General features: G+C 60.6%; 16 protein-coding genes. 8 read left to right on the forward strand and 8 right to left on the reverse strand.

Translation table 11 applies throughout. From position 1 onward, the window contains the following. Positions 1-2: 2 nt before the first annotated feature. A complete protein-coding gene (locus tag ACQK2L_RS01425) occupies positions 3-422 on the forward strand; it encodes a hypothetical protein (protein WP_425395147.1) in 420 nt (139 codons plus the stop codon). 9 nt (positions 423-431) lie between these two features. Here ACQK2L_RS01425 and ACQK2L_RS01430 read toward each other — a convergent pair whose 3' ends face one another. After that, the gene (locus ACQK2L_RS01430; RefSeq protein ID WP_425395148.1) at positions 432-1,691 is read right to left on the reverse strand and encodes a hypothetical protein; all 1,260 of its coding nucleotides are present in this window, start codon (positions 1,689-1,691) and stop codon (positions 432-434) included. A 181-nt stretch (positions 1,692-1,872) separates the two neighbouring features. Between ACQK2L_RS01430 and ACQK2L_RS01435 the strand changes: the two genes are divergently transcribed. Next, positions 1,873-2,706 carry a hypothetical protein gene (locus tag ACQK2L_RS01435; protein WP_425395149.1) on the forward strand — a complete coding sequence of 278 codons (834 nt, stop codon included), beginning with the start codon at positions 1,873-1,875 and terminating at the stop codon, positions 2,704-2,706. 728 nt (positions 2,707-3,434) lie between these two features. Here the strand turns inward: ACQK2L_RS01435 and ACQK2L_RS01440 are convergent. From ACQK2L_RS01440 to ACQK2L_RS01460, 5 genes are all read right to left on the reverse strand, one after another. Beyond that, entirely contained in the window at positions 3,435-4,271 is an 837-nt protein-coding gene (locus tag ACQK2L_RS01440; RefSeq protein WP_425395150.1) for a class I SAM-dependent methyltransferase, read from the reverse strand. Positions 4,272-4,373: 102 nt separating this feature from the next. After that, complete coding sequence (locus tag ACQK2L_RS01445; RefSeq protein ID WP_425395151.1) at positions 4,374-5,885, reverse strand: sialidase family protein; 1,512 nt, start codon at positions 5,883-5,885, stop codon at positions 4,374-4,376. A 32-nt stretch (positions 5,886-5,917) separates the two neighbouring features. Beyond that, positions 5,918-7,435, reverse strand: a complete 1,518-nt coding sequence (locus ACQK2L_RS01450) for a sodium:solute symporter family protein (protein WP_425395152.1) — start codon at positions 7,433-7,435, stop codon at positions 5,918-5,920. Between the two features lie 145 nt (positions 7,436-7,580). Further along, positions 7,581-9,431, reverse strand: coding sequence for an FAD-dependent oxidoreductase (locus tag ACQK2L_RS01455; protein WP_425395153.1), 1,851 nt, complete (start codon positions 9,429-9,431; stop codon positions 7,581-7,583). Between the two features lie 47 nt (positions 9,432-9,478). Continuing rightward, a complete protein-coding gene (locus ACQK2L_RS01460; protein WP_425395154.1) occupies positions 9,479-10,507 on the reverse strand; it encodes a dihydrodipicolinate synthase family protein in 1,029 nt (342 codons plus the stop codon). 342 nt (positions 10,508-10,849) lie between these two features. Between ACQK2L_RS01460 and ACQK2L_RS01465 the strand changes: the two genes are divergently transcribed. The 6 genes from ACQK2L_RS01465 to ACQK2L_RS01490 all read left to right on the forward strand — a co-directional run bounded on the left by ACQK2L_RS01465 (position 10,850) and on the right by ACQK2L_RS01490 (position 19,763). Next, complete coding sequence (locus ACQK2L_RS01465) at positions 10,850-11,557, forward strand: GntR family transcriptional regulator (protein ID WP_425395155.1); 708 nt, start codon at positions 10,850-10,852, stop codon at positions 11,555-11,557. A gap of 58 nt (positions 11,558-11,615) precedes the next feature. Next, positions 11,616-12,401 carry a DNRLRE domain-containing protein gene (locus ACQK2L_RS01470; protein WP_425395156.1) on the forward strand — a complete coding sequence of 262 codons (786 nt, stop codon included), beginning with the start codon at positions 11,616-11,618 and terminating at the stop codon, positions 12,399-12,401. A 70-nt stretch (positions 12,402-12,471) separates the two neighbouring features. Next, a complete protein-coding gene (locus tag ACQK2L_RS01475) occupies positions 12,472-13,431 on the forward strand; it encodes a DUF1559 domain-containing protein (RefSeq protein WP_425395157.1) in 960 nt (319 codons plus the stop codon). Next, a complete protein-coding gene (locus ACQK2L_RS01480) occupies positions 13,421-13,864 on the forward strand; it encodes a hypothetical protein (RefSeq protein WP_425395158.1) in 444 nt (147 codons plus the stop codon). The genes ACQK2L_RS01475 and ACQK2L_RS01480 overlap by 11 nt, the downstream gene beginning before the upstream one ends. A gap of 75 nt (positions 13,865-13,939) precedes the next feature. Further along, positions 13,940-18,016, forward strand: a complete 4,077-nt coding sequence (locus tag ACQK2L_RS01485; RefSeq protein WP_425395159.1) for a DNRLRE domain-containing protein — start codon at positions 13,940-13,942, stop codon at positions 18,014-18,016. A gap of 115 nt (positions 18,017-18,131) precedes the next feature. After that, positions 18,132-19,763, forward strand: coding sequence for a family 10 glycosylhydrolase (locus ACQK2L_RS01490; RefSeq protein ID WP_425395160.1), 1,632 nt, complete (start codon positions 18,132-18,134; stop codon positions 19,761-19,763). Between the two features lie 17 nt (positions 19,764-19,780). On the opposite strand, the gene ACQK2L_RS01495 is transcribed toward ACQK2L_RS01490, so the two are convergent. Next, positions 19,781-22,630, reverse strand: a complete 2,850-nt coding sequence (locus ACQK2L_RS01495; RefSeq protein WP_425395161.1) for a glycoside hydrolase family 2 TIM barrel-domain containing protein — start codon at positions 22,628-22,630, stop codon at positions 19,781-19,783. A gap of 17 nt (positions 22,631-22,647) precedes the next feature. Then, positions 22,648-25,062, reverse strand: a complete 2,415-nt coding sequence (locus tag ACQK2L_RS01500) for a TIM-barrel domain-containing protein (RefSeq protein WP_425395162.1) — start codon at positions 25,060-25,062, stop codon at positions 22,648-22,650. Between the last annotated feature and the right edge of the window lie 54 nt (positions 25,063-25,116).

Consider the following 25,116-nt stretch of genomic DNA (forward strand, 5'->3'; position numbering starts at 1 on the left):
CTATGTTCGAGAATGTAGCAGGCGAGCAAGTCGAGCAAGTCCTTGCCAAGCTGGCGGGTCAGTTGTCGCAGGCCGGCAAGTCGATGCCGACCGCGGAACTGCGTGCGGAAATCACACGGCTCCACGCGTCGCTCAACCAGTGCATGGCCAACCTCGCCGCCAGCACCCAGCAAGCTTCCCAGCAAGTGGCGGCCAAGCGGGAAAAAAACGCCGCTCAGGCGGCCACCAACAAGGAGGCCATCAAGCAGGCTCGCGCCAAACTTAAACCGCCCGCCGCTCCAGCCGCTGCCGCGGCACCGCCATCGCCGCCGGTCGACACCCAACTCGGCAGCACGCTCCGCGCCGAGTTGCTCTCGCGCGTCGCCGCGCCGAAGGTCGCTACGGCGGACCACTCGGCCAAGTTCGTGCTCGAAGCGTGGTAGCGCAAGCGGTCAAAACCGAATGCGAAGCTCCGAGCGAATCCAAAGGTCGCCCCAACCTTCGCTCGTCAGCGGCATCGAACCGCTGGTGCCAAAGTCGAGGCGGTCGCAAATGAACATCCGCAACCCGGTCGATCCGTGCAGGTAAGTGCCGCCGTTCGATGGTTGAATCGAGCCGTTGGTCGAATCGGTATACGCTCCATCCTGAAAATGCCAGCCGGTTAACTCGGTAGTGCTGATGATCGGAACCGAGCGGTGCGGTTGCCAGATGGTTCGGTTGTACGAGAAGCTGTAACGCAATAGCGCGCCGGCATACAGACTGTCGCCCCCGAGCGGAATCCACTCGGCCACTTCCGTCTGTAGGTACGACTTCGGCGAGAGCTTCAACCCGGCGATCAGCGAAGGCTCGAGCGACGCGTGCCCGGTGCCCAGACCTTCGCGGCTGGAGCCCTGCGGAATGTAGGTGCGAAACTGCATGGCGAGTTGCACCAACTCGGTGTCGAACAGCAGCGTCTTGGTGCCCACCGACATGTCGCCAAACCCGGCGAAGTGTCCGGTGTCGGTGTCGAGCGCGCGATAGGTGTACTCGAACCACACGCCGATCGGGCCATGCGCGGCTTCGATGTAGTGCGACAGCTCGTCGTAGTCGAGGCCGCGGAAGTACGTCGACGGCGATGGGTTTGGTCCCCGCCCGTTGCCATCGGCCCGCGCCCAGAAGTACTCCGAGCGATCGGGATTCTGCCAGTCCTCAGCGAAGTCCCAACGGAACCGCTGTTGACTGATCGGCCGCACCGAGTTGGTGAAGAACGCCGCGTCGGCCAGCGGTGTCCAGCACGGTTCGTAACACGGATCAGGGCAGCAGATGCCGCGATAGACCGAGCGGCAAAAGCGACCGCTGCGTCCCATGCCGCGACACTCGCCGCAGTACGAACTGCCGCTGCCGCACTCGCAACCGCAGCAGTTACACATCGAGAACGGAGCGAACTCGATGCCCTCCAAGCCGCTTGGGCCGAACTCTGGCTCCTGCAGCGCAGCTGTGCTGGGCAGCGGCACAAACGGGTCGGGGGTCGGCGCCGGAAGTTCTTCGGTCGACGGGTACGGATCGACCAGCGGTGGTTCGGCTGGCGTGGGTTCTTCTAGCGCAGGCGGAGGCAACCTGGCGATCCTCAAGTGCTCGTACTGAGCATCCGCAGCACCCGCCAGACACACCGCCACCGCCAGCAAGCACAGCGCGTTGCATCGCAGGCGAGTTGAGTGTGGCGAGTGCTTCATGGTGACCGTACGTGCGCGCAGATTCCCCCGGCGAATACCGGCATTATTCTTAAGAAGTATCGTCCTTCGGCCACGGATAAGTGTGGCAATCTGTCGATACAAAGGTTGTAAACGCAATAACCTGCCATCTCGTCTCGCAGTCAGTGCTAGCAACGCACGCGAACTTCCTGTTGGCGAACGCATGCGCATCTCCTCCAAACTCATCCGAACCGCGACGGTTGCTACGCTGCTGGTGCTAGCGGTCGACTGCTCCGCTGACGACGTGGTGGTTCCTCCGGCGGTGCCGAATTCCGGTGGGTTTTTCACTAGCACCATGGGCATGATGAAGCGTTGCCGGCTGCGGTGCGCGGCCTCGCCGGCGGGGAAGATGCTGGCTAACATGGTCGAACCTTTCTCCAAACTCACTGGCGGCATCATTCCCAGTTGTAAGTGCAACGAATTCGATCAGGCGCTGGCGCTCAACGCGCCGCCGCCGGGCGTTGGTCCGCCACCTCCTCCTCCGCCGGCCGTGGCCGCGGCTGCAAAGATCCAAGCCGATCAGGCGCAGGCAGGCCTTCGCCGTCAGGCTGTGGCGGCCCTCGCCGGAGTCGATTGTCGCTACTACCCGGAGGCCGAAGTCGCTCTGATCGCATCGCTCCGCGCCGACCGCAGCGAGTGCGTACGACTCGAAGCGGCCAAGGTGCTCAAAGGTTGCTGCTGCCGCTCGCCGGACATCGTCAAAGCGCTCACCATCTGTGCCGCCGGCACCGACATCGACGGCAACCCTTGCGAACGCTCGAACCGGGTGCGACTCACCGCGCTCGCCGCGCTGCAATGCTGCCAAACCTGCGACCCCACACAAACCACGCCGACCACTCCTCCGGAGCAACCGATCGGCGCGACCGACAACGCGTACCCCACCACGCAAGTGAGCTACGAACAACCGGTGGCCGATCCACCGACGGCCGCTGAGTGCGATACCTCGGCACCCTCTTCCGGGGGATCGCTGCTGGAACTTTGGAAGCGCAGCGAGTAACGCTGCATCTCTCACGAACCTCGACCTTGCTTGGTCGAGGCTGCTCCGATCGTGGTCACGGTTTTGTCCCGTGGTGCTCCAAAAACGATTCACTGCGACAAAACCTCTATGTGTCGTAAGTATTTTCGCTGTAGCGTGTTACGTCGCAGCTTGGTCCCCAGGAGGGCCGAGTTTTGCCGCAGTAGTGCGACAAAACCCATCCCGGCGAAATCTACTGCGACATTACGTAACTCTTTTAACCGAGGGCGCTTGCAACATCGGCCCAGAGTTTTGTCGCAGTAGCTGCGCACCAATCGCCGCAGGTGCGACAAAACTCCATTTGCGGCCGGCCGCGACGCCCTCCGCGCGGCGAAGTACCCAGTGGGTGCTTTCCCACTAGCTCTGTTTTGGCGTTGCGAGCGCAACACGCTGCACTACCATTGGACCAACTGCCGGCGCGATTTCAACGGCGATTATTTTACAGCAGGGATTTAGCCGCGGAGCGGCGATAGCGCATCGACCCACATGGAGCACCTCGACAATAGATTGCGTCCCCAGGCCAGTTTCCTCCAGAAGACTCCTCAGAAACTGCGCTCGCTGTCGCCGCTCCGCGGCTTGTGCCTGTTTCCTTGCCGTGTTCCTGGGACTAACGTCCCAGGCTATGCGCGGTCGCCGCTCCGCGGCTGCGGAAGGATTAACAATTAGCATTGATCGCCGAAGCAACTTGTAAATCCGCTCCCTGACAGGCTCTAACCCACCCTCGTCCACACTCCCACCTCCGATCGACCAACCAGCACGCTGTCGTTGGCCATCACCTCTTCAAGCATCCGCTCGCACAGCGTTTCCAGCCCGACTTCCTCGGCGGTGGCGACGCCGAGTCGCTCCATGGCGGGTAGCAAACTTTCCATGATGTCGCCGACGGCCAGTAGCCACTCTTCGGTGTTCGCGCCGCCGCCGACGTAGGTGTGCAAGCGCATCGTCGGGGCGGGCAGGTCCGCGGCGATGAACGCCTCGTAGGCCTTGTCAAGGAAGTTCCACGACTGGCCGCTGCGCAAGGTGGTCTCTGTCAGCCAGCGGCAAACCTGATCGTATAGCGGTGCCGGTGGGAACGATCGCACGCTGGTCCAATCGGGTTCGTGAAACACCAGCAGCCCGCCCGGGCGTACGTGTTGGGCGAGGCCGCGCAGCATGGCCGAAGGGTCGGGCTGAAACGGCAGCACGTAGCGGCCCACAACCGCGTCGAACGGTTGCTCGAATGTCATCTCTGCGGGATCGCCTTGGCGAAACACCACGTTGTCGATGCCACGTTCCTGCGCCGCCTGGGTGGCAACCGCCACGGCGGTAGGCGAGCGATCCGCGCCAACGACCGTACCCGACTTGCCAACGAACTCGGCGGCGAGAAACGCCACCTCGCCGGCGCCGCTACCCACATCGAGCACACGCATGCCGGAAGTGATACCGGCTTCGCGAAAGAAGTGCCGCGTAACCGGCTCGAGCAATCGCGCCTGGGCGCGAAGGCGGTTGAGTTCGTGGTCGGAGTGGCCGAGCAAGTAGGGGCGATTGGCGTCTCGCGGCTCTTTGCTCATGGTGAAACCCCTTGCTTATGTGGGCGCGAGAATCGCGCATCAGGAGTCACCATTATGGCCCGACTTCGCTCATCGAGCCAGATCGCCCAAAGTCTTCAGGGATTACAGAGTACGCCGCAGCAGAGTAGCCGCACCAACGATAGCGAACAGAGCCAAGCAACTTGGCTCGGGCACGCTGGTCGCGGAGCCGAACACCGCCGCGACATTCAGGCCTTCTTCGAGCCAGGCGTAGCGGACGATGCCGAAGTCGAGCATGTTGGTGCGCCCGTCGAAATTTACGTCGCCGTGCAGGTAGCTGGTGTATTGGTCCTCGAGGCCAGGCAAGTTTCTCATACCGAACGAGGCGACGAATGCGCTGATGTCATCGGTTTCGACCGAGCCGGTTCCGTCGCCGAACAGAATGCCATCCTGGTTGATGTCGCCCACCAGCCCGTTCCACTGCGGAGGCGGTGCGATCGTGCCGAGCGTGAGATTGGCGAAGTAGATGTGAGGGTCGCCGCCGGAGGGCGGGGCGGAGTAGTAGCTGACCATCAGGTCGTCGCCTTCGAGCAGCAACCCGGCGTAACTGGTGTCGCCGCCGCTGGGCAGTTCCATCAGATCGCGCCATGTGCCGTCGACGGTGATCTGCGCGAGCATGGTTTTGGACTGGTTGTCCGAGGTTCCTTCGGACGAGACCTTTCGCGAGGCGACGAGGATCTCGCCACTGGGCGTGAAGATCATATTTGGCCCGCCGAGTTGGCGGTGGATGCCCTGCTGGTCGATCAATGGGGTCCAATCGAAATCGGTGTAGCCCGATGCGGCCGTGGCGTGACCGAGCCACGCGAGATTGTTCGGCTCGCCCGACTGCAGGAAGCGGCCGCGCGCAAAGAGGTACATGTCGCCGGCGTCGTCGAAGCGGATGGTGGTCTCACCGACACGATTATCGGGATTCACCACCTCGGTGACCGTGTCCCAGTTCAATCCGTCGGTCGAACTGTAGAGATACGACTCGCGCGACGAGTCCTGATCGCTCGCGCGGTAACCAATTCCGTACGCAACCTCGTTGTGCCAGGTCATCCGCCACAGCCAGTCGGACTGCGTCTCTTGAAACTGGCTGCCGGCGGTGGGTAGCATCTCGACCAGCGGGCCGAAGCTGTCGTTCACCTCATCGTACGTCGATGCGTACACGCGGCGGTCGGCCGGGCTGCCTTGCGTGTAGTTCGCCCCGGCCGTGTAGACCAGCAGGTCGCCCGTCGGAGTGACCGTGAGTTTCGCGTCGCGAAGATCGTACGCGGGGAAGTCTTCTTTTCGCAAGTCGGCCACGCGGCTCCAGGTTTGGCCTTCATCGGTCGACCGCAGCACCGCCGCCCGACCGTTGGTGCCCGGCACGTGTCCGGTCGACTCGCGAAACGTGACGAACAAGTCGTCGTTGTATCGCGCGAGGTCGGTGAACGCGCTATGGTCGTCGAACACCCCACCGGGCTCGCGGAAGCTGCCACTCCAGATCTCGTCGACCGAGTTAAGCTGGAGAGTGAGCCACTGCTGGCCCAAGCCGATTTGCGCTCGGGTGGTTGCGGGAAGTGCGCAAGCGATCGCCAGCAGGGCTAAAGAAAGGGTTCGTCGAAGGCTGCTCATCAAAGTCGTCGTTCTCATCTATGCCGACACATCTATGCCGAATCGCGGTTGCGATTCTGCCACAAGCTCACCAGCACCAGCACCACGGCGGCCGTGATGATGCCGGGGACGCACAACCAGAGGAAGCTCACGCGCTCCTCTGGCGGCACCATGAAGTAAAAGCGATAGGGCACAATGCTGCCGACAACGATTCCCGCACACAACGAAGCCGCGGCCGCGTCGGTAGTCGCCCACTGCCGGGTTCGCACACCCGCCAGCACGGTTACCAGCACCACTCCCCACAAGGAGAGGATCACCTGACCGATTTCCATGATCGAGTTCTTGACGCTGCCGCCTATCTGAAGCAGGGCGAGCGAGATTGCCAGCACCACGACTCCCGATCCGACCGTGAGTGCACGACCGACGAGTACCTTCCTGGCTTCTCCCTCCGGGCGGAAACCCCATCGCTGCAGGAAGTCGATACTGGTGACCGTGGCGAGCGAGTTGAGCACCGACGAAACGGTGGACATCAGCGCGGCGAGCATGGCCGCGGCAATCAGCCCCGGCAGTGGTGGCTCCAGCATCGTGGTGACAAAGTACGGCAGGATCTTGTCGGGCTCCACGCCGGCGGGCTCGCTGGCGACGTTGTTGTAGTAGTAGAACAGCAGCAGCCCCAGCCCATAGAACACGGCCATCACCGGCACCGACATGGCGGTCTTGATGTACACGGCCTTCTTGGAATCGGCCAGGCTCTTGGCGCTCAACAGTCGCTGCACCACGAGTTGATCGGTGCCATAGTCCTGGAAAGGTCGCAGCACCGTGTAGATCAAGAACAGCGACCAGAATGTCAATCGCTCGTGAATGTCGAAACGATAGAACTCGCTCGACCAGACACGGTCGAACGTGTGCTGATGCTCCTTGGCGTAGGCCCACACGGCGCTGTAGTCGTGCCCGATGAGCGACGAGAGGCTGAACCAGATCACCACGACGCCCACCAGCATGATGCACGTCTGCATGAAGTCGGTGAACATCACACCCCGCATGCCGCCCAGCGTGGTGTAGACAGTGGTGAAGACGATCATGCCAAGGATGGTCCAGTAGGGATCCCAACCGGCCATGGCGTCGAGCAGTTTCGCACCGGCGAAGCAGGCCGTGGCAGCGTAGAGTGTACGACCCACGAGAAACGCAAACGCGGCCAACGAGCGGGCGCGCCAGTCGAAGCGTTCTTCCAGGTATTCGTAGAGCGTGCAGCTATCGCCGCGCCCGTAGAAGAACTTCAGAAACGCGCCGGCGGCCAGCGGGGTGCAGATGGCGTAGCCTACCGAACCGAGCAGCATCATCACGCCGTGCTCGTAACCTTCGCTGGGAGCGGCGACGAACGAGGTGGTGCTGAACAGCGTGGCGAACAAACTAAAGGCGGCCACAATTGGCAGCATCGACCGCCCCGCCATGAAGTAGTCGGACTGAGTCGCCTGTCGCCGACTCGCCCACACACTGATCGCAAACGTGGCGCATAGATAGCCCACGAGTACGATCCAATCGAGCGTTTCAAGCGTCGGTGGTGGCAACAAAGAAGTCCTTTAGGCGTGGAATAGTGGTGCTGATGTTATCTAGTACATTGTCAAACGGATCTTTTCGGGTAGTGATCTCGACTAATCTCTGATCTGTCGGGGCGGTTCTGCGATCACTATCCGAAAAGTCCGGCTTGACGAAATACTAGTACACACGGACTTCGCAAATCCGAGCATGATCGATCCCGCCGGTTGCCTCAACTCGAATTCGCAGGGCGTCGATCGCTTCTGCCGGCAGCGGGCAGACCACGCGGCGTTGGTAGTTGTCGTCCACACCGGCGGCGACTTGCCACTTGCCGCAATGGCGGACCTCGATGCTGAACTTGGTGACGCACTCGGGCGGCACGACTCCCCATTGCATCTTGGCGGTGTAGGAATCGGCCAGGCTCATCGTCATCACGCGGTGCAAGCCGGTGTCGAAGATCAACTGCACGCGACTTGGCGTGATGGGCTCGGACCACTCGAGTTGCAGCCACGCGGGCAAGCCGTCGTCGGGATCGCTCATCCAGCGATGCGCGCCTGGCATGGTGCGCTCGCGGTCGACGCCGCCGGGGCCATGGACGCTGCGCGTTTGCCCCCGCACCGCTTCGGTGGCCGCACCACCTTGCTGCTCACTGGAAGCAGTGACCTGCGCCTGCCGCGCCAAGTCGTGGGGATGCTGGTTCACCAAGCCGATCAGAAAGGAGTCGTCTTGGAGCAGTTGCTGCTGAATCGTATTCAGTGCGGTTGGCTCCACGGTGAGTTGAGCCGGCGCGAGGCCGCTGGCCACTGCGTAGGCCGCGGCCGTGCCGACTCCCTGGCCCATCTGCGTGCAGGTGGCCATCACCCGTGTGGAGGCGAACGCGATGTGTGTGGCCGAGATGTTGCGGCCGGCGAACATGAAGTTTTCGATTTTGGCGCTCACGCACGCTCGCAAGGGAATGTCGTACAACAGCGGCACTTGGTGCTGCGTGCAGGGCGGTTCGTCCGGTGCGTCGACTCCCATAATGGGGTGCGTGTCGATGTACCAACCGCCGTACGCAATCGAGTCGTGTTGTGGCGCCGATGTCACGACGTCCTGCTCGGTGAGCACATGCTGCCCAATGAACCGCCGACTCTCCCGCTTGCCGGTGACGAATCCAAACCACTCGAGCGCCCAGTTCTCTGCGCCGTGGTCGCCACCGTTCTTCACGTGATCCCAGGCGCCCAGCACGATCGCCAGGAGTTCGTCGGTGATCTCCTGATTGTGCTGAATCGTGTCGAGGTGCCCACCCCACTCGATCCACCAGTAGCCGTACTCGAGGTTCAGGTCGCCATGGTAACCTGTGGTCGAAGCGTGCGGCCGCAGGCGGAGGTCCTCCTCGCTGAACTTGCGCGCCCAACTTGGCGGCACAAACGGCATCGGGCGGTCGTGGCGACGTGCCTGGAACATCAGGCTCGAACCGAGTCGCAGATTGTCGGGTTCGTCCTGAGCCAAGCTCTCCCCATACTGCTCGCGCGACTCACGCCCTTCAACGTACGGCGCGCCAGCCTCCAAGCCTAGCCGCCCATCGCCTGTTGCGTCCACAAAGACTGCGGCTGTGATTGTGAAGACGTCCTCGGTCGATTGGCGCTCGGCCGTGACCGACTCGATGCGTGTTCCATCGCAGCGAGCCGCAGTAACCGTGGTGTTGAGCAACAACTGCAGATTGGGCTCGGCGCGGCACTTTTCGTAGAGGATCAGGTCGAACACTGAAGGGCTGCGCTGCGGGTTGCGGACGCAGTTCTCCAAGCGGATCTCTTCGATGAGCCCCGACTCGCGGGCTTCGGTCTCGAGCGGAACGCCGCGGCCGCCGCTTTGATCGGCGCCGACGATGTGCATGCGTATTTCGCTAGAAGCGTTGCCGCCCAGCACGGGACGATCCTGGCACAGCACTACCCGCGCCCCATGTCGCGCGGCCGCCAAAGCCGCGCCCACGCCCGACATGCCGCCTCCGGCGACCAGTACGTCGCATTCAATCTGTTGCTGCCTGGGCATGGACCTTCAGTCCTTGTTGGTGTTGGCGTTCGTCTCTAAAGCCGAGATCAATCGAGTCTCGATCGGCTTGCTCGTCGCGGTGCTGCAGGACCGTCTACGCCTGGATGTGCTGAATCGATGCGCCCTTGAGCAGGAATGCCCGCACTGTCGTAGAGTTGTTCGACGTTCTTGAGCAGCTCGTCTGGAACGTTTGCACTGGGAAACAGATCGGCAGGGTCCGACAGCCATCCCCGCCGGCTGATGCCGACCTTCAGTGCTCTGGTGAAGTTGCTCATCGAGTCGCCCAGCGCTTGAATCTTGAACATTTGCCACAGCTGAATGAGTCGCTCCTGCTGTTCGGCGGCAATCTTCAGGTCGCCTTGCTGCCACGCTTGGAACAACGCTGCGTGCCAATCGGGTACGACTCCCGCCAGGGCGGTGACCATTCCAGCGGCGCCTCGGCTGAGTGACTCCAGCACCAGGTGTTCGCTTCCCTGGAGGACGCGGATATCGGTTCCTTCGACTGCTTGGAGCAATCGCATGGCACGAGCCAACGTGCCGCTTGTGTCCTTCAAGGCCACAATGTTCGGATGGCCCGCCAGAATAGCGATGGTCTCGACATCCAACGAGTTAGTAGCGCGCGGGTGATGGTACACGGCGATCGGCAGATCGCTGCCATCGGCGATTCGCCAGAAGTAGTCGACCAGTTCGGGTTGCGAGTACCGGAGGAATGCGGGGGCCATCACGACACCGCAGTCAGCGCCGGCGCGTTCCATGCGATTCGCCAGGCGCACCGTGTCTCCCACTCCCAGCGAGGTCACGCCCACGAACACGGTGCGCTGTCCTCCGGAAGCTTCGCATGCGGTAAGTACGAGGCTCTCTCGATCGGCCTCGCCCAGCATCTCGGCTTCGCCGGTGCTGGAGGCGACGAACACTCCGTCGGCGCCGTGCGAAAACAACTGTCGATACAGGTTCGACGCGGCACGAAGATCGATTCGTCCGTTCTGGCAGTATGGTGTTACGGTTGCAGCAACGACGCCGTGTGCGAAGTGCGACGCTGCAGGACCCGGTTGCCCATCAGTAGCGTGCTTATCCAATTCAGTCCTCGATATCTATAGCGCGATTCGGAAGCCGGGAACTCGGTGTTAGAGAATTCCAGTCCGCCGCGCCGCCATGGTCACCGCCCAGCCCGGCGTTCTCCGTCCAGTTCTCATGGATCGAAGCTCCAGAGGGATGCCAGCAGGTGGCAATCAAAAAAAATGTGATAATCCTCATAACCTGTTTGACAGGCCGCATTCAAGTGTATACACTCGCATACGTGATGTCCAGCACATCCCGGCTGATCTATAAAAACAATGCTTTTCGTTTGATTTGCCCCGCGGAAGTGGGATTCGCGGGGTTTTGCGGTTTCGTTCCATAAGTCCATTTGGTGGGAATTCATGATTGGTCCGTCGTCCGAAACGACTGTCTACGCCAGGGTGCTGGAGCACGTCTTCTCTGGAGATTTGCAGCCCGGTTCTCGCGTCGTGGAAGGTCGGATTGCCAAGGAGTTAGGTGTCAGCCGGATCCCCGTGCGTGAGTCGCTGAGGCGGATGGTGGGGCAGGGGCTGCTGACCAGCGAGGCCGATGGAAACGGCATCCGCGTTCGCCAATACACGCCGGACGACGTTCGCGGGCTGTTCGAGTTTCGAGAACTACTGGAAGGCGGCGTCTCGCGCGGCGCGGCACGGTCGGCCACCGAAACCGACATCGCCCGACTGGAGTACTTGTTCGACCAATCGTTGCAATGCGTCAACGAGCACGGCACGCGAGCCAAATGGGGCAAACTCGATCACGCGTTTCACGAAGCCCTGGCCGACGCCAGTCACAACGAGCGGATGGCTTCGGCTTTGAAGACGCTGCTGACCGAGTGCCACTTCCTGTTTTACGTCTTCCCGTCCAAAGCACGCGACGAGAAGTACCACGCATCCACGCCCGAGGAAGAGGCGGAGCGTCGACGGCACGTACTCGAGACGGAGCACTTGGAACTGATTCAGCTCCTCAAGCAAGGTGATGCCGAAGGAGCGGAGGACTTGTCTCGCAGAACGATGCGTGCCAGTGGCGAACGGGTTGTTGAAGTATTCATCAAGCTGCAATTTCCAGACTGACCACAGAGATACAGGCAACGTTAGCTTCTACCCATTTTCTCATCCTTGGAGTGTACTAATGAAGCGTTCGATAGCGACATCTTGTGTCATGGCTTTGGGAGCGGCAGTTGCCGTCTCCTTGGGTTCGCCCGCCATTGGCGCGACCATGAGTTTTCAAGAGGACGTTACTAATGGCGGCTCGTACCAAGCGGGCGCGGCCTACATCGACAACAACAGCCCGGACACGGTTTTTGACAATGCGTCTGCGTTTGTCGGCGCAATTACGCCTAGCACTCGGATTACGCGGGTGCTACTGAGCTTCGACCTGTCGAGCCTGCCGGCGGGAGCCACTGTCGACAGCGTGACGCTCAACATGAAGGCCAGGTCCGAGGACGGTTCCAGTACCAGTGAGGATCACTCCATCACGCTGCATGAGTTAACGACGCCGTTCGTTGAGTCGGAGGCGACCTGGAACAGCGCTTCAACGGGCAATGCCTGGACTGCGGCGGGCGGAGACTTTGATGCCACGGTACTGAGCTCCGTGGTAGCCAACCCAACGACACTTGCCGAGGGAGACACATTGGCATTCACGAGTTCGCCAGACCTGGTGAGCCTTGCCCAAAGTGTCGCCGATTCGGACGGAACGATTTACCTGCTGCTCGACAGCGATTCGAACAACGACGACGACCGAGGGCTCTTTCGCCTATGGGCGGACGACTTGAATCCGGATACCAATCCAGATCCGTCGGTTGCTCACCCCGAGTTGGTCGTCGAGTTCACCCAGATCCCAGAACCCGCCAGCATCGTACTGGCCCTGTTCGGTGCGTGTGCACTCGGGTTCGTGGGTGCACGAAAAGCGGTTTAAGACTACTAAAGTTCATGTCCTGCGCCCAACTGTTGGGCGCAGGGCCTTGTTACGGAGTAAGAGTTTCCGGATGAATCTCAACCGATCCAAAAACGCCTTTACGCTGGTCGAGTTGTTGGTGGTAATTGCCATCATCGGCATCTTGGTGGCGCTGTTGCTGCCTGCGGTGCAGGCGGCTCGCGAGGCCGCGCGGCGGATGCAATGCACAAACAACATGAAGCAGTGCGGGCTGGCCGTGCTCAACTACGAATCGACGCGAAAGCACTTTCCCATGGGCCTGCAGACCGAATGGCCTGACCCTGATGACAGTCGCGCAGTACCGAATCACTCGGCGCAGTCGCGAGTTCTGGATCAACTCGAACAGGGTGCCTTGCAGGACTTGTACGACTTCACGCTGCGGATTCACGACGTTCCCAATCGCCAGATCATCCGCACGTCGATTGGTGCATTCAACTGCTCCAGTGACCCCAACACCGACGAAGGGGGCAAGAGCACCAACAACTATGCCCACTCGAACTTCGTGTTCTGCTTTGGTTCCACCTTTATGCAACGGCGGACCACGCGCTCAGGGCCTCTCTATCTGACCGATGGTCCATTTGCATGGGATATCGAGAAGAAAGTGCGCCAGGTGACCGACGGCATGTCCAACACCACCATGGGCACGGAGGTAATTGCCCAGGAAGACTCAGAGGGAGGAGCCGGTGAGTGGGATGCCCGTGGTATGTGGGGCATCCAGTACATCGGATCGTCGTCTTACACCCACCATACGACACCCAATACCAGCCTAGGCGACGCACTCTCCACTCGATCCTACGATCGCTGCGTCGAGATCGAACGGATGCCGTGCGATCGGCAGGATACTAGTTCAGAGTGGACAACCTCCTACTCAGCCGCTCGGTCGTACCACACCGGCGGGGTGAACATGGTGTTCTTGGACGGGCACGTTGAGTTCGTCAGCGAAGATATCGATTTGTTCCCCTATCGAGCGATGGCTACGATCGCCGGAGGCGAAACGCCTAATGTCGACTAATCGACCCAATAACTTGTACCGTACAATCGGAGCGGGTGCTGTTCTATTGGCGGCGTTTGTTGCAAGTGGATGCGGTGAAAGCGACGGCCGACTGGCCGTTGAAGGCACGGTGACCTTCGACGGACAACCGCTGCCCGAGGGGAAGATCAGCTTCATGCCACTCCCTGGAACCAGCAGCCCAACAGCCGGTGCAACCATTAGCCAGGGCAAATTTCAAGTGCCACCCGAGAAAGGGCTCAAGCCCGGTGAGTTCGAAGTCAGCATCAACGCTGTGCGTGGCAGTGGCAAAAAGGTGTTCGACGAAGACGCCGGCGGGATGATCGAACTCGAAGAGGTTTACATCCCCGATCATTACAACCGCAAGACGGAACTGCGGGCGATCATTAAACAGGGAGAGGACAACCAACTTGTATACAACCTGACCAGCACCTAGCAAAACACTTGCTCCAGGTGTTGCATTCTTCTCAATTCAATTGCATAGACTATTCGCTTAAGAGGTAGCTCCATTATGTCCACTCGATGCGTGTTGTCCGCGATACTTGTTTTGCCGTTTGTCGGCTCCGCCGCGTCAGCGGTCGTCGTCAGTTTCCAGGAAGGGGTATCGCCTACAGGCGCCTACCAGATGCACGGGGCGTATGCTCGCGCCGACGACGATCCCGATCAAAACCGCGGTGGCATCTCTGTTATCCAGGTAGGCTACATCTCAGAAGCTGCCCCTGCGACCTACGGTTACTTGGGCTGGGACGTGAGCGCTATTCCATTTGGTAGCACGATTAACTCTGCCACCTTGACGCTCACCACGCAGGCGGCCGGAGGTGGCGAAGCCGATGAAGATCACGACCTGAGATTGCACGAGATGATTGGCTCGTTCGACGAAACCACCGTGACTTACGACAATCGCGACTTTATCGTTCCCACCCCCTGGTCGACGCCAGGCGGTGATTTCAGTCCCACGCCGGTCTCCTCCATTCCTTCGATCAACACCTCCACCATTACGGAGGGACAGCTCCTTACGTTTGCCTCTTCGGCGGCCTTTACTTCCGCCATTTCTTCGGCTGTTAGCGGCAGTGGAACTGCCTATTTCGTGATCGACTCGAATTCGAACAACGACACAAACGCCAACCGCAACTTGTTCCGAATCCACTCGGACGATGCAGACGCGTCGGACCGTCCCTTGCTCGAGATCGACTACACCATCCCGCTGGAAGTCACCGTTGATCGATCCACTGGTGGTGTTTCTATCGAGAACGTCTCGGGAAGTCCCCTCGGCAGTATTTTGGGGTATTCGCTACTTTCGGAAGCAGGTGGCCTGGACCGGGACAATTGGAACCCGATCAAAGGGCAGTACGATGGCTCGCCCGGCGGCGACCAGTCGTTTGACTCCAATAGTTGGACGATCCTGGAAGGCGATGGCGGTCCATACGATCTGAGCGAAGGCGTGTTCGATGGCAGCGGCGGCACGCTAGCGGCCGGCGCTACGCTGGACCTGGGAGTCGCGTGGCTGAGGAGCCCGTTCGAAGACGTCACGATTGAGATCCTCTTCGACGATGGCACTCCCGAAGGCAACGTCTCCAAGTACCCGGTGACCTTCGTGCCTGGTGCGAACAATCTTGAGGCAGTTGAATTCGGTGACTTGGACTTCGATGGCGACATCGACGACGACGATTTCAACAACGTCTTTGTTCCGGCGTTCCTGACCGACACATCTGGTCTCTCTCCGGTGCAGGCCTATCAGGCAGCCGACTTGAACGCCGATGGTATTACAGACGTGTTCGACTTCATCATCTTCAACCGTATCTACAAGCAGCAACCTGGCGCAGGGACTCTCCAGTTCCCCGGGGCGGTAGGTGTGCCCGAGCCGACCTCGCTCGCGCTTCTCGCAGTGGTGGGTATCGGACTGGCAGTTGCTCGCCGGCGCCAAGTGGCAGTGGCTGCTGTGGTTGGCCTGCTGGCCATGATGGCCGTACCCGCTTCGGCGGTGACGGTGCGAAACATGACGACCGGTGAGTTGTTGTTCCACGACGACTTCGAGTCGGCGCCAGAAGTCACGGCGTTTGAATACGGCGCTCCAGAAAACGCCGGCCTCGATGCGGATCCAATGGTGCCATTGGGCTCGCCTGCGGGCTCGTTCTGGTTCTCTCCTTTCCGTCGCATCGACAATACGACGGACAACGAAGTCGACGAGATCATCCAGGTAACCAGTAGCACCACAGGAGACGACCCAGGCCCATTCTACGGCAACAACTACCTTCGCGCCGTGCGAGATGGTGACCAGACTCTGGCTCACCCTGTGTTTACCGAACAGACCACTATCGGACAGCGTGTCCGCTTAGAGACAATGGTGCGCACGCTTCCCAATAGTCCTTCCTCGGGTGGAGCAAACCTAACCGCTTGGGGCAAGGATGGCAACGGAGACGTAGCAATCCTAATCTCCATGCAGTTTGCTCAGGATGGTGAGGTCCGCAATACCGATGGCACATCGGGTTCGAACAGCACATCGGCCGTAAGTGGGCTCAATTACGTGGAAGGTGAGTGGAACTTTGTTGCGGTAGACTACGCGGTCGGAGGCTCCACTTTTGACCTCACCGTTAACGACCAGACGGTCACAGGGCTTGGTTTTCGAAACAACGAAACTCCGGAGACCCCGACTTTTCCAGTAAGCATCAATGCATTTGGGTTCGCTGGACAGAACGTGACGAGTGGTTTCGACCGGCGGATGTACGTTGACGACGCGCCGGAACTCACGCTTCGCGTCAACCAGGACACCGGCGACATCACGCTAGTGAACGATCTGAGCGCCGATCTCACGATCGACACCTACCGAATCACCAGCGCTACTGCCGATGCACTGGTGCCGGGTTCATTCTCCGGACTCGATGGAGCCGGCTACGATGGCGGGGCGTGGACTGCTTTCTCCAACGGCACGACGCAGTACCTTGCCGAGGCAGCACTGGGCGACAGCACCATTGGAATGGGCGATAGCGTCTCGTTGGGTGCAGCCTACAACACGACGACGCTGGCCGAAGACCTTGTGTTCGAGATCCACGTGGCCGGTTCGCTCGACACGATGCTCATCCCATCGTACAACATCGAGTACATCACTGGCCTGCCAGGCGATTTCAACGTCGATGGCATTGTGAACCTCGCCGACTACACCGTGTGGCGTAACAACCTGGGCGCAAGCGACGCGGCCCTGGGTGGAAATGGCGACAATACCGACGGGCTGAACACGGTGAACGCCGCCGACTACATGGCCTGGAAGGACAACTTCGGCGCGTCGTCCGGCGCCGGAGCTGTGGCCGGACTGGGGGCCAACGTGCCGGAACCGAGCACGCTGCTCCTGTTGGCCGGAGTGCTCGGTACGGCCGCCTTTTGCCGCCGCCGAGCGTCCTGGACGGCAGCACTCACGATCGTTGTCGCGTGTGTTGCTAGCTCCGCCTCGGCGGTAACCACCACCACAGCCCAGTACCTGTTCGGCGACGGTGGCGACAACGGCAGCGACGGAACGCCTGTGACGCTCATCTGGGAAGAGCAAGACGCCTCGGGCCTGAACGACTTGCAAAATGTCGTTGGCGATCCTACCTATGAACTCGTTGCCGACTTAGGTGGCGGCTACGTCGGATCGGGAACTTATGCCGTCGATTTCGACGGCGACGACGCATTGCTCCGTGGAGAGCCCAGTGATGTGGAGCCGATGGAGGATAACTACTTTCTGCGGCTGAATTCAATCGTCGATGTGGGCGTCGAAATGTGGGTGTATCCCCGCAACAACAGCGCGCGTCAGGTGCTCATGTACAACGAACGAAACGACGTTGGCGTGGCCATTGATGGCGACGGGATGTGGTCGCAAGTCCTGGCAGGCCACGACACTGACGGCGATATCGTCGGGCACAAGATGGTCGAGACCAACCAGTGGACTCACATCATGCAGCATACATACGCGGTCAACTCACCCGGTGCCCCCGCCTTCGTGGAGGGAAGTGGCACCGGTGGACAGTTCATGACCGTGCTCTACGTCAATGGCGAAGCGGTCAGCGCGCACATCGACAATCATGGTTTGGATACCTCGGCCGACCTCGTGTTTGGGGCCTATGACACAGCAGGCACGGTTGGAGCAATTACCGCAACAGACTTCTACGACGGGGCGATCGACGGGGCCAGATTCTATCGCACGCAAGATTTCAATCTCTTCACCGACAACATCTCCGTTCTCAACGAGATCAATGTACGAAGCAGCGGAGCGATTACCAATGGCGTCGTCACGCCGGGCGACATGAATCTCGACGGCACCGTCGACGCCACGGACGAAGCCCTGTTTGCCGCGTCTTGGAAGAGCAAAAATCTGTTCGAAGGTTTCCATGGCGACCTCTACGCGGGAGACCTCGACACCTGGCAAGACGGCGACTTCAACCTCGATGGCATCGTCAACCTCCATGACCTGTCGATGATCCACGATACGCTCGCACCGCTGGGAGGATTCAACTTCGCCCTGCTCGAAGGCGCCGCGGTGCCGGAACCTTCGACCAGCGCGATCCTACTTGCTTCGGCGGCCTTTGGGCTCGCCTACTTCCGACGCCAGCCTTGACGGGGGCACGGGCAGCGCCCCCGCAGGTTGGCTCGGTTGTAACACTGGCTACGGATACCCATTTGCCACTCGGCGATTCGTCGAGTGGCTCTTGCATGCATACCGGGAGTGATCCATGCAGCTACGCAACCCCCTTTCCATTTCGCGAAGCTGCAAACTCTGCAGCTTGTTGGCAGTCGTACTCTGTTTGGCGACCACTGTGCACTCGCTCGCACAGGCACCCGCGCAAGACTTTCAACAGGCGCATCGCGATGCAGTGAATCGCCAGCGGCGGATCATCTACAACAACGATGGTGCTGAAACTGCCATCTACATGACCGAGCCCACCGCCGAGAACTTCCTGGAGCAACGCACCACGGCGCTAGCGGGCACGGCGGTCGATTCCATCTTCTATTGCTCGCGAAGTTGCGGTTTCGGCGTCTTTACTCACGGAACCGAGATCGGTGACGTCTTCACCACGAAGGAAGGTCGGTACGAGAACAACGTGACCGGCGAGATGCTGGCCGCGGGGCTCGATCCGCTTCAACTGATGGTCGACTTCGCCCACGAACACGGCATTGAGTTGTTCTGGTCGATGCGAATGAACGACACGCACGACGCCCAGCGTTCCGCGGCGGCCGACATCATCTATCGAGCGAGCACGCTGAAGACCTCGCACCCGGAGTACTTGCTGGGCACCTCCAAAAAGCGTCCCAAGTACGGCGCCTGGACGGCTGTGAACTTCGCCCGCCCGGAGATTCGCGACTTGGCGGTTCGCTACTTCGAAGAGGTGTGCCAGCGTTACGACGTCGACGGGGTGGAACTCGATTTCTTCCGCCACCCGGTTTACTTTCCGTCGACCGCGCGGGGCAAGAAAGCAACCGCGGAAGAATTGGCCGCGATGACCGACATGGTGCGGCAGATCCGCGAGATGACCCAACGCGAAGGACAGAAGCGGGGCCGCCCGATTCTCGTCGCCGTGCATTGCCCCGACTCGGTGGAGTACAGCCGCGCCATGGGGCTTGCGATTGATCAGTGGATGGAGCAAGGTTTGCTTGATCTATGGATCGCCGGCGGGACGTTCCAGCTGAACGATTGGGCCTACAGCGTTAGTGTCGCCCGACAGCAAGGCGTGAAGGTCTACCCTTCGCTGGACAACAATCGCGTGAAAGATGACCAGGCGAAGCAAATGCGCAACACCGTCGAGACCTACCGCGCCCGCGGCTCCAACGCCCTGGCTGCGGGGGCGGACGGGGTGTGCTTGTTCAACTTCTTCGGTGTCTTCGATCCGAAAGCCCCCAAGCACAATCTGTTCAACGAACTGGCCGATGCCGAGAAGCTTGCCACGCTGGACCGCGACTACTTCGCCTCGTCGCAAGGGATGGTGCGATCCGCCAGCGGCAACTATCCGCTGGAGTCGTTCCAGAACACCGAAACCCTCAATGGGCGGAATCCCAAACAGGTTAAGCCGGGAACCGCGACCGACGTCAAGCTGTACGTCCAGGACGCTCCGTTCTCCGATCCCGCACCGAAACTCACGCTCCGACTGCGATTCGAGAAGCTGCGGGACGCCAAAGCACTGCAAGTCCGACTAAACGGCGCCGAATTGAAACCCACCAAGACCTCCGACCAATGGGTCGACTACCCCGTCGCAGCAGATGACGTGGTGCAGGGAAGTAACCAGATACAAGTCTCGCTGTTGGAATCCGACGAGAAACCATGGAAGCTGATCGACTGCGTGCTGAACGTCCGATTTGATTCGCAGTAGCAGCGGGCGCAGCAGACTTACTCACGCCCCGCTTCAAGCGTCGCTTCCGCCGGAACTAGTCCCTCTGCTTTGGCTTTGAGCGTGATCGTTCCTCCCAATCCCCCCTCCGTCTGAACGATCGCCACGGCCTTGCCTGCGAACAAGCGAACCTGATTCGATTGGAACGAATCCAGCGAGGTGGGATCGCCGTTGCCCACGCCAACCAGCATGCCGGGCCCCGCGACGGTGATCGACACGTTTTGGTCAGCCAGGTCGTGAAACACCCCATCTTCATCCACTGCGCGAATGGCGATGTGGCACTGGTCCTGCCCATCGGAGAGCAGCTGTGTACGGTCGGGCTGGAGCACCAAACGCTTCGCTGCCCCCGCGGTGCAGATCACCTGTTCGGCAATTGGCTGGCCGTTCTTGTAAGAAACCGCTTTCAGTTCACCCGGCTGGTAGATCACGTCGTTCCAACGCAAGCGGTAGTCGTAAGTGCGTCGGTAGTACTCCGATTCAAACGGCAGCGAATACGCCGCTAGCGATTCGATGGCAGGTTCGACTCCGTCGGCCAGTGGCCCCAATGTCAGTCGCAGGAATCGCGCGGTGGTGTCGAGGTGATGAATGGCTTCCTTCACGCCGCCCCACCTGGGATGCTCGCTCGCCTTCTGTTGGACGGCCGTTTCCCACTCCTCTCCGTCGCGAGACACCTCGAGTGAGTACTCGTAATGTTTCGACTCTTGCCGAAACTGGATCGTGACGGACCTCAGTGCATGAATCTCGCCCAAGTCGGCCGTGAGATGGGGAGTGGAGTCGGAAGCCAGCGCGCACCATCCGTCTTGCTCGCCATCGGCCAGCGAGATGGGCTGCTGCGAGGTGGAGGAGCTAACCTCAATCGTAGCATCGTCCAGCAAGTTCGGCGGCTGCGGAGGTGCCTCACCCTTGGTCCGAATGCCAAGCGACGAACCGTTGAGAAACAACTCGGCCGAGTCGCCGTTGGTGTAGACCATCACCGGCACGTTCTGACCTTCGTGCCCTGGCCAGGTCCAATGCGGAGCGATGTGCAAGGTGGGAGTCTCGGGACGCCACACGCTCCGGTACAGGTAGAAGCGGTCTTTGGGAAAGCCTGCGAGATCGAAGATTCCGAAGTAGGAACTGCGCGAGTCCTGTTCCCTCGGTGTCGGCTCTCCCAGGTAGTCGAACCCGGTCCAGACAAACTCACCCGCCAAAAAGGAATCCCGTGCCAGACGGTCGAATTCAACCTCCGGAATGTCCGCCCAAGCCGCGGCTGTCAACTCGTAGGCCGACAGTTGATCGCCGGGGCCATAGTCACACTTCCCAACGGGCAGTGGCAGTTGGTATTGTCCTTGGCTGCTAAACGCCGATGCGGTTTCGCTGTAGATGATAGGCACCCGGGGGTACGCCTTGCGGAATCGGTCGTACCGTTGCTGGTAGTTCCATCCCACCAAGTCCAAATCGTCGAGGATATCGGTATCGGCCGTGTGAGGAATATGGCAAGCGATGCCTACGGGGCGGGTTGTATCGTGGCGGAGGAACTCGTCGCGCGCAAAACGGACGCGCTCTCGCGATTTGCCTTCGGCGGAGTGAGGCTGGTTGAGGATCTCATTTCCAATCGACCAGGCGATGATGCAAGGATGGTTCCGGTCGCGGCGGACGAAACTCTCCGCGTGCCGCGCAACGTGCGACTCAAAACTCGGATTGCCGCCGAATCGGTCGGCCGTCTCGTCCCACTTGTCGAATAGTTCGTTCCAGACCAGGATGCCCATCTCGTCGCACAAGTCGAGCATCTCCGCCGCCGGCGGATTGTGACTGGTGCGAATAGCGTTCACGCCCATATCCTCGAGCAGTTCCAGTCGCCGCCTCATGGCCCTGGCGTTGAACGCCGCACCCAGCGGGCCCAGATCGTGGTGCAGGTTCACTCCCCGCAGCGCTACGCGGCGACCGTTGAGATGAAAACCGTCGTCGGGTGTGAAGCGAATCGTACGGATTCCAAACCCAGTCATCCGGCGCTCAACCACGCGATCCTGCACACGCAACTCGGTGACGCACTGATAGTTGTTCGGAAGGTCGAGATCCCAGAGGACGGGATTGTCGATTTGGAATTCATGGTGGAGAGTGATGCGCTGCTCGGCTGCGGCAATCTTCTTGGCCCGCTGGCGATGAATCTCCACGCCCGCGGGAGACCGGATGACCACGTCAACTTCCACGGGCTGGTCGATCTTCAGAAAACTGTCGATCTCGTTCGATACGTGCACCGTAGCCTGCCGGCCGGTGACCGTCGGGGTGGTGATCTGAGTTCCACCGTGCGCCAAATGCACGGGGGGACTGACGACAAGCGCGACGTTGCGATAGATTCCCGCGCCCGGATACCAACGCGTCCCGTGTCGACGGTTGTCGACGCGTACCGCGATCACATTGGCCCGCCCGAATCGGACGTAGGGTGTAATGTCGACGCGGAATGAGGTGTAGCCGTAGTCCCACTCGCCGGCCAGTTCTCCATTCACGTAGACCTTGGGCGACGACATCACCCCGTCAAAGTCCAGGTAAACCTGCGAACCGTCATCCCTCGCGTCGACGGTCATCCATTTCCGATACCAACCTACGTCGCGCCACGGAAGTTTGCCTGCGTAGCCGTTTTCGTTGGGATCGAATGGACCACCGATCGCCCAATCGTGTGGGGTGTGCACCGTTTCCCAAGCGATGTCGTCGAAAGTACGCTCTTTGGCTTCCGGCACGTCGCCCTGGTGGAACTTCCAGCCGAGATTGAAGTCGCTCGTCTTGCCCTGGACAATCGTCGCCAGCATACACCATGCGGCGCACCACACGGCCAGCTTGACTATTCGATTCTCGGTAACAGCGTTTCGCATCGTCCTATCTGATCCGTTCATTCTGTAGCCGCCGGCCCCGCTGCTTGCTTCAGTTGGCAGTTCACCTTGGTGTCGGAAGGAACCAGCGACAACTCGAGCTTGCGAGCATTGTCGGATCTCTGTGGCTCGACACGCGCGACGAACTCGGCTTGGCCGGGTAGCTGCAGCGTGGCAACAGAGCTCTCGTTCGGATCGCCGTACAACACCAGCTCAATGTTCGCCCAGTCGATCTCTCCAGTATGTTGAGCAAGCCCGACGTGTGCCAGTAGCGTTCCTTCGGGAACAAGCACAACGATGGGCACTTCGCCGGCGGTGATAGAATGCCAGCGTGATCCCTCGTACTCTCTCCCCGTTTGATAGTCGATCCAGGTGCCCGGTGGGAGGTAGACCTCTCGAGCGCGGGCGTCGGAAAACAGCGGAGCGACCAACATCTTGCTACCCAGGAGGTACTGGTCTTCAACCAGCCAACAGGTCCTGTCGTCGGGGTACTCCAAGAACAACGGCCGCAACAGCGGCAGTCCGGCGGCGGAACTCTCGGCGGACTCCGAGAGCAGGTACGGCAGCAACCGGTAGCGCATTTCGATCGTCTGGCGGAATAGCGCAACGAAATCGTCGTCGAATAACCAAGGTTCGCGCGGCGGCGCACCGTGGCATCGCATGTGCGAACTGAGCGCCGCCATGGCGAGCCAGCGGGCGTAGAGTTCCTTGTCCGGTGCGTTGACGAATCCTCCTGCGTCGTGGCTCCAGTAGGTAAAGCCCGACAACCCAAACGACAGTCCAGCTCGCAGTGAGCCCGCCATTGCCGAGTAGGTGTTCTCCGCATCGCCACCCCAGTGCAGCGGGTAGCGTTGGCTCCCGGCCCAGGCACTGCGCGCCCAGATCAGCCGTTCGTCGTTCGTGTCGTACGTCAGGTCGGAAACCAACTGGTTGTACCGCAGCGGGTAGAGGTTACGTTCGTACCACCCGGTCCGCCCCGAAGCATAGAGCCCGTCGAGCGGTGCGTCTTCGCCGAAGTCGACCTTGAACACAGCCACTCCCAGTTTCAGCAACTCGCGGAGCTTCTCCTGATACCACTCCACCGCCAGAGGATTGCTGAAATCGAGCACACCATCTTCCGCGGGAAGGTCTCCCCCTTGGTTCTTCACGAAGAGTCCGGCTTGGGCAGCTTCGTGATACAGCGGGTTCTTGGGAGTGAAGTAGGGGAGCTGCCACAAGGAGAGCCGAAAGCCATCCTCGCGCAGATCGCCGATCATCTTGGCAGGATCAGGGAACCGCTTAGAGTCGAACTCGAAATCGCATTGCCAGTCCTGGGTGAACCAGCCGGTGTCCAGATGAATCACGTCGCACGGGATGCGATGCTCGCGCAACTTGGTAGCCACCTCTCGCAACTCGTCAGCACTTTTGTAGGTGATGCGACTCATCCACAACCCGAACGACCACGCGGGAGGAGTAGGGCTGCGACCGGTCAGGCTGGTGTATTCGGCCAGTATCTGCTTGGGAGAGCCAACGAACAACAACAGGTCGAGCGTTTCATCGCCCGTGTAAGCGACGTTGGTACCGTCGAAGTCCTTGCCAAAGTCGAACGAAACCGGTGTGCTGGTATGAACGAAAACTCCATAGCCCTCGCTGCTCATGTAGAACGGGATGGGCTTGTACATTCGCTCTGACTGGGCTCCCATCGCGTCGCGAGTCATGGCGATCACGCGCTGCCCCCGCTTGTCGAGCCGCGTGAACGACTCGCCGCATCCAAACAACTGCTCGTTGTGCTTCAGCGAGGTGGCCGCCGCAAACAGGCGGGCGAGGTCCTTTTCGCGGCGCACAAACGAAAACGGCGTGGTCGCTGAAAACGAGGCCGGATCGTTGAGTGATCTGGTGCGGGTCAGCTCGTTCCCATCGGAATCCTCCAACACTACCCGCCAGGGATCGCGCTCGATGCGCAGCCGCGCTCCAGCGGTCGAAAAGGTAACTGCTTCGGCCGACTCTTCGACGTCCCAATCCTCGCTCACGGGCACCGGCCCATCGAGCATCAGCGACTCGCGGTCCCCCACAATGTCTCGGGAGTAGAACCGCAAGCGAAATGTCCGCGGGCTGACCACCGATACTTCGAACGGTAGCTGGGGGTCGCGATCGTACTCGCTCGCGGGAAACTCGCTGCTCTCGGCGCGCACCAGTGGGGTGTCCAGCTTGTTGAAGGACAAACTCGGCCGCTTGGTGTATCGCTGCCACTCGATGTGACCGGCGCCGTTCGACGTATTGAAGTCGGTCAGCCGTGTGCCAACGAAGTGAACGTTGCCGACCGCGTTGAACTCGTCGGCCACATCCACACGGTCACCCAAGCGATGCTCGGCTCGAGCGTCTTGGGGGATGGCCCCAACCAAGCTGCCAACCAGCAGACTTGCGGCAAGGACTTGGGTCAGCGAACGGGTTCTCATCTTTGGCGCTGTATAGTGGGGGTAGCGATCGGGCGAGCTAGTCGGCGCTCGCCG

It is taken from the genome of Aeoliella sp. (assembly GCF_965227375.1).
Classification (GTDB): domain Bacteria; phylum Planctomycetota; class Planctomycetia; order Pirellulales; family Lacipirellulaceae; genus Aeoliella.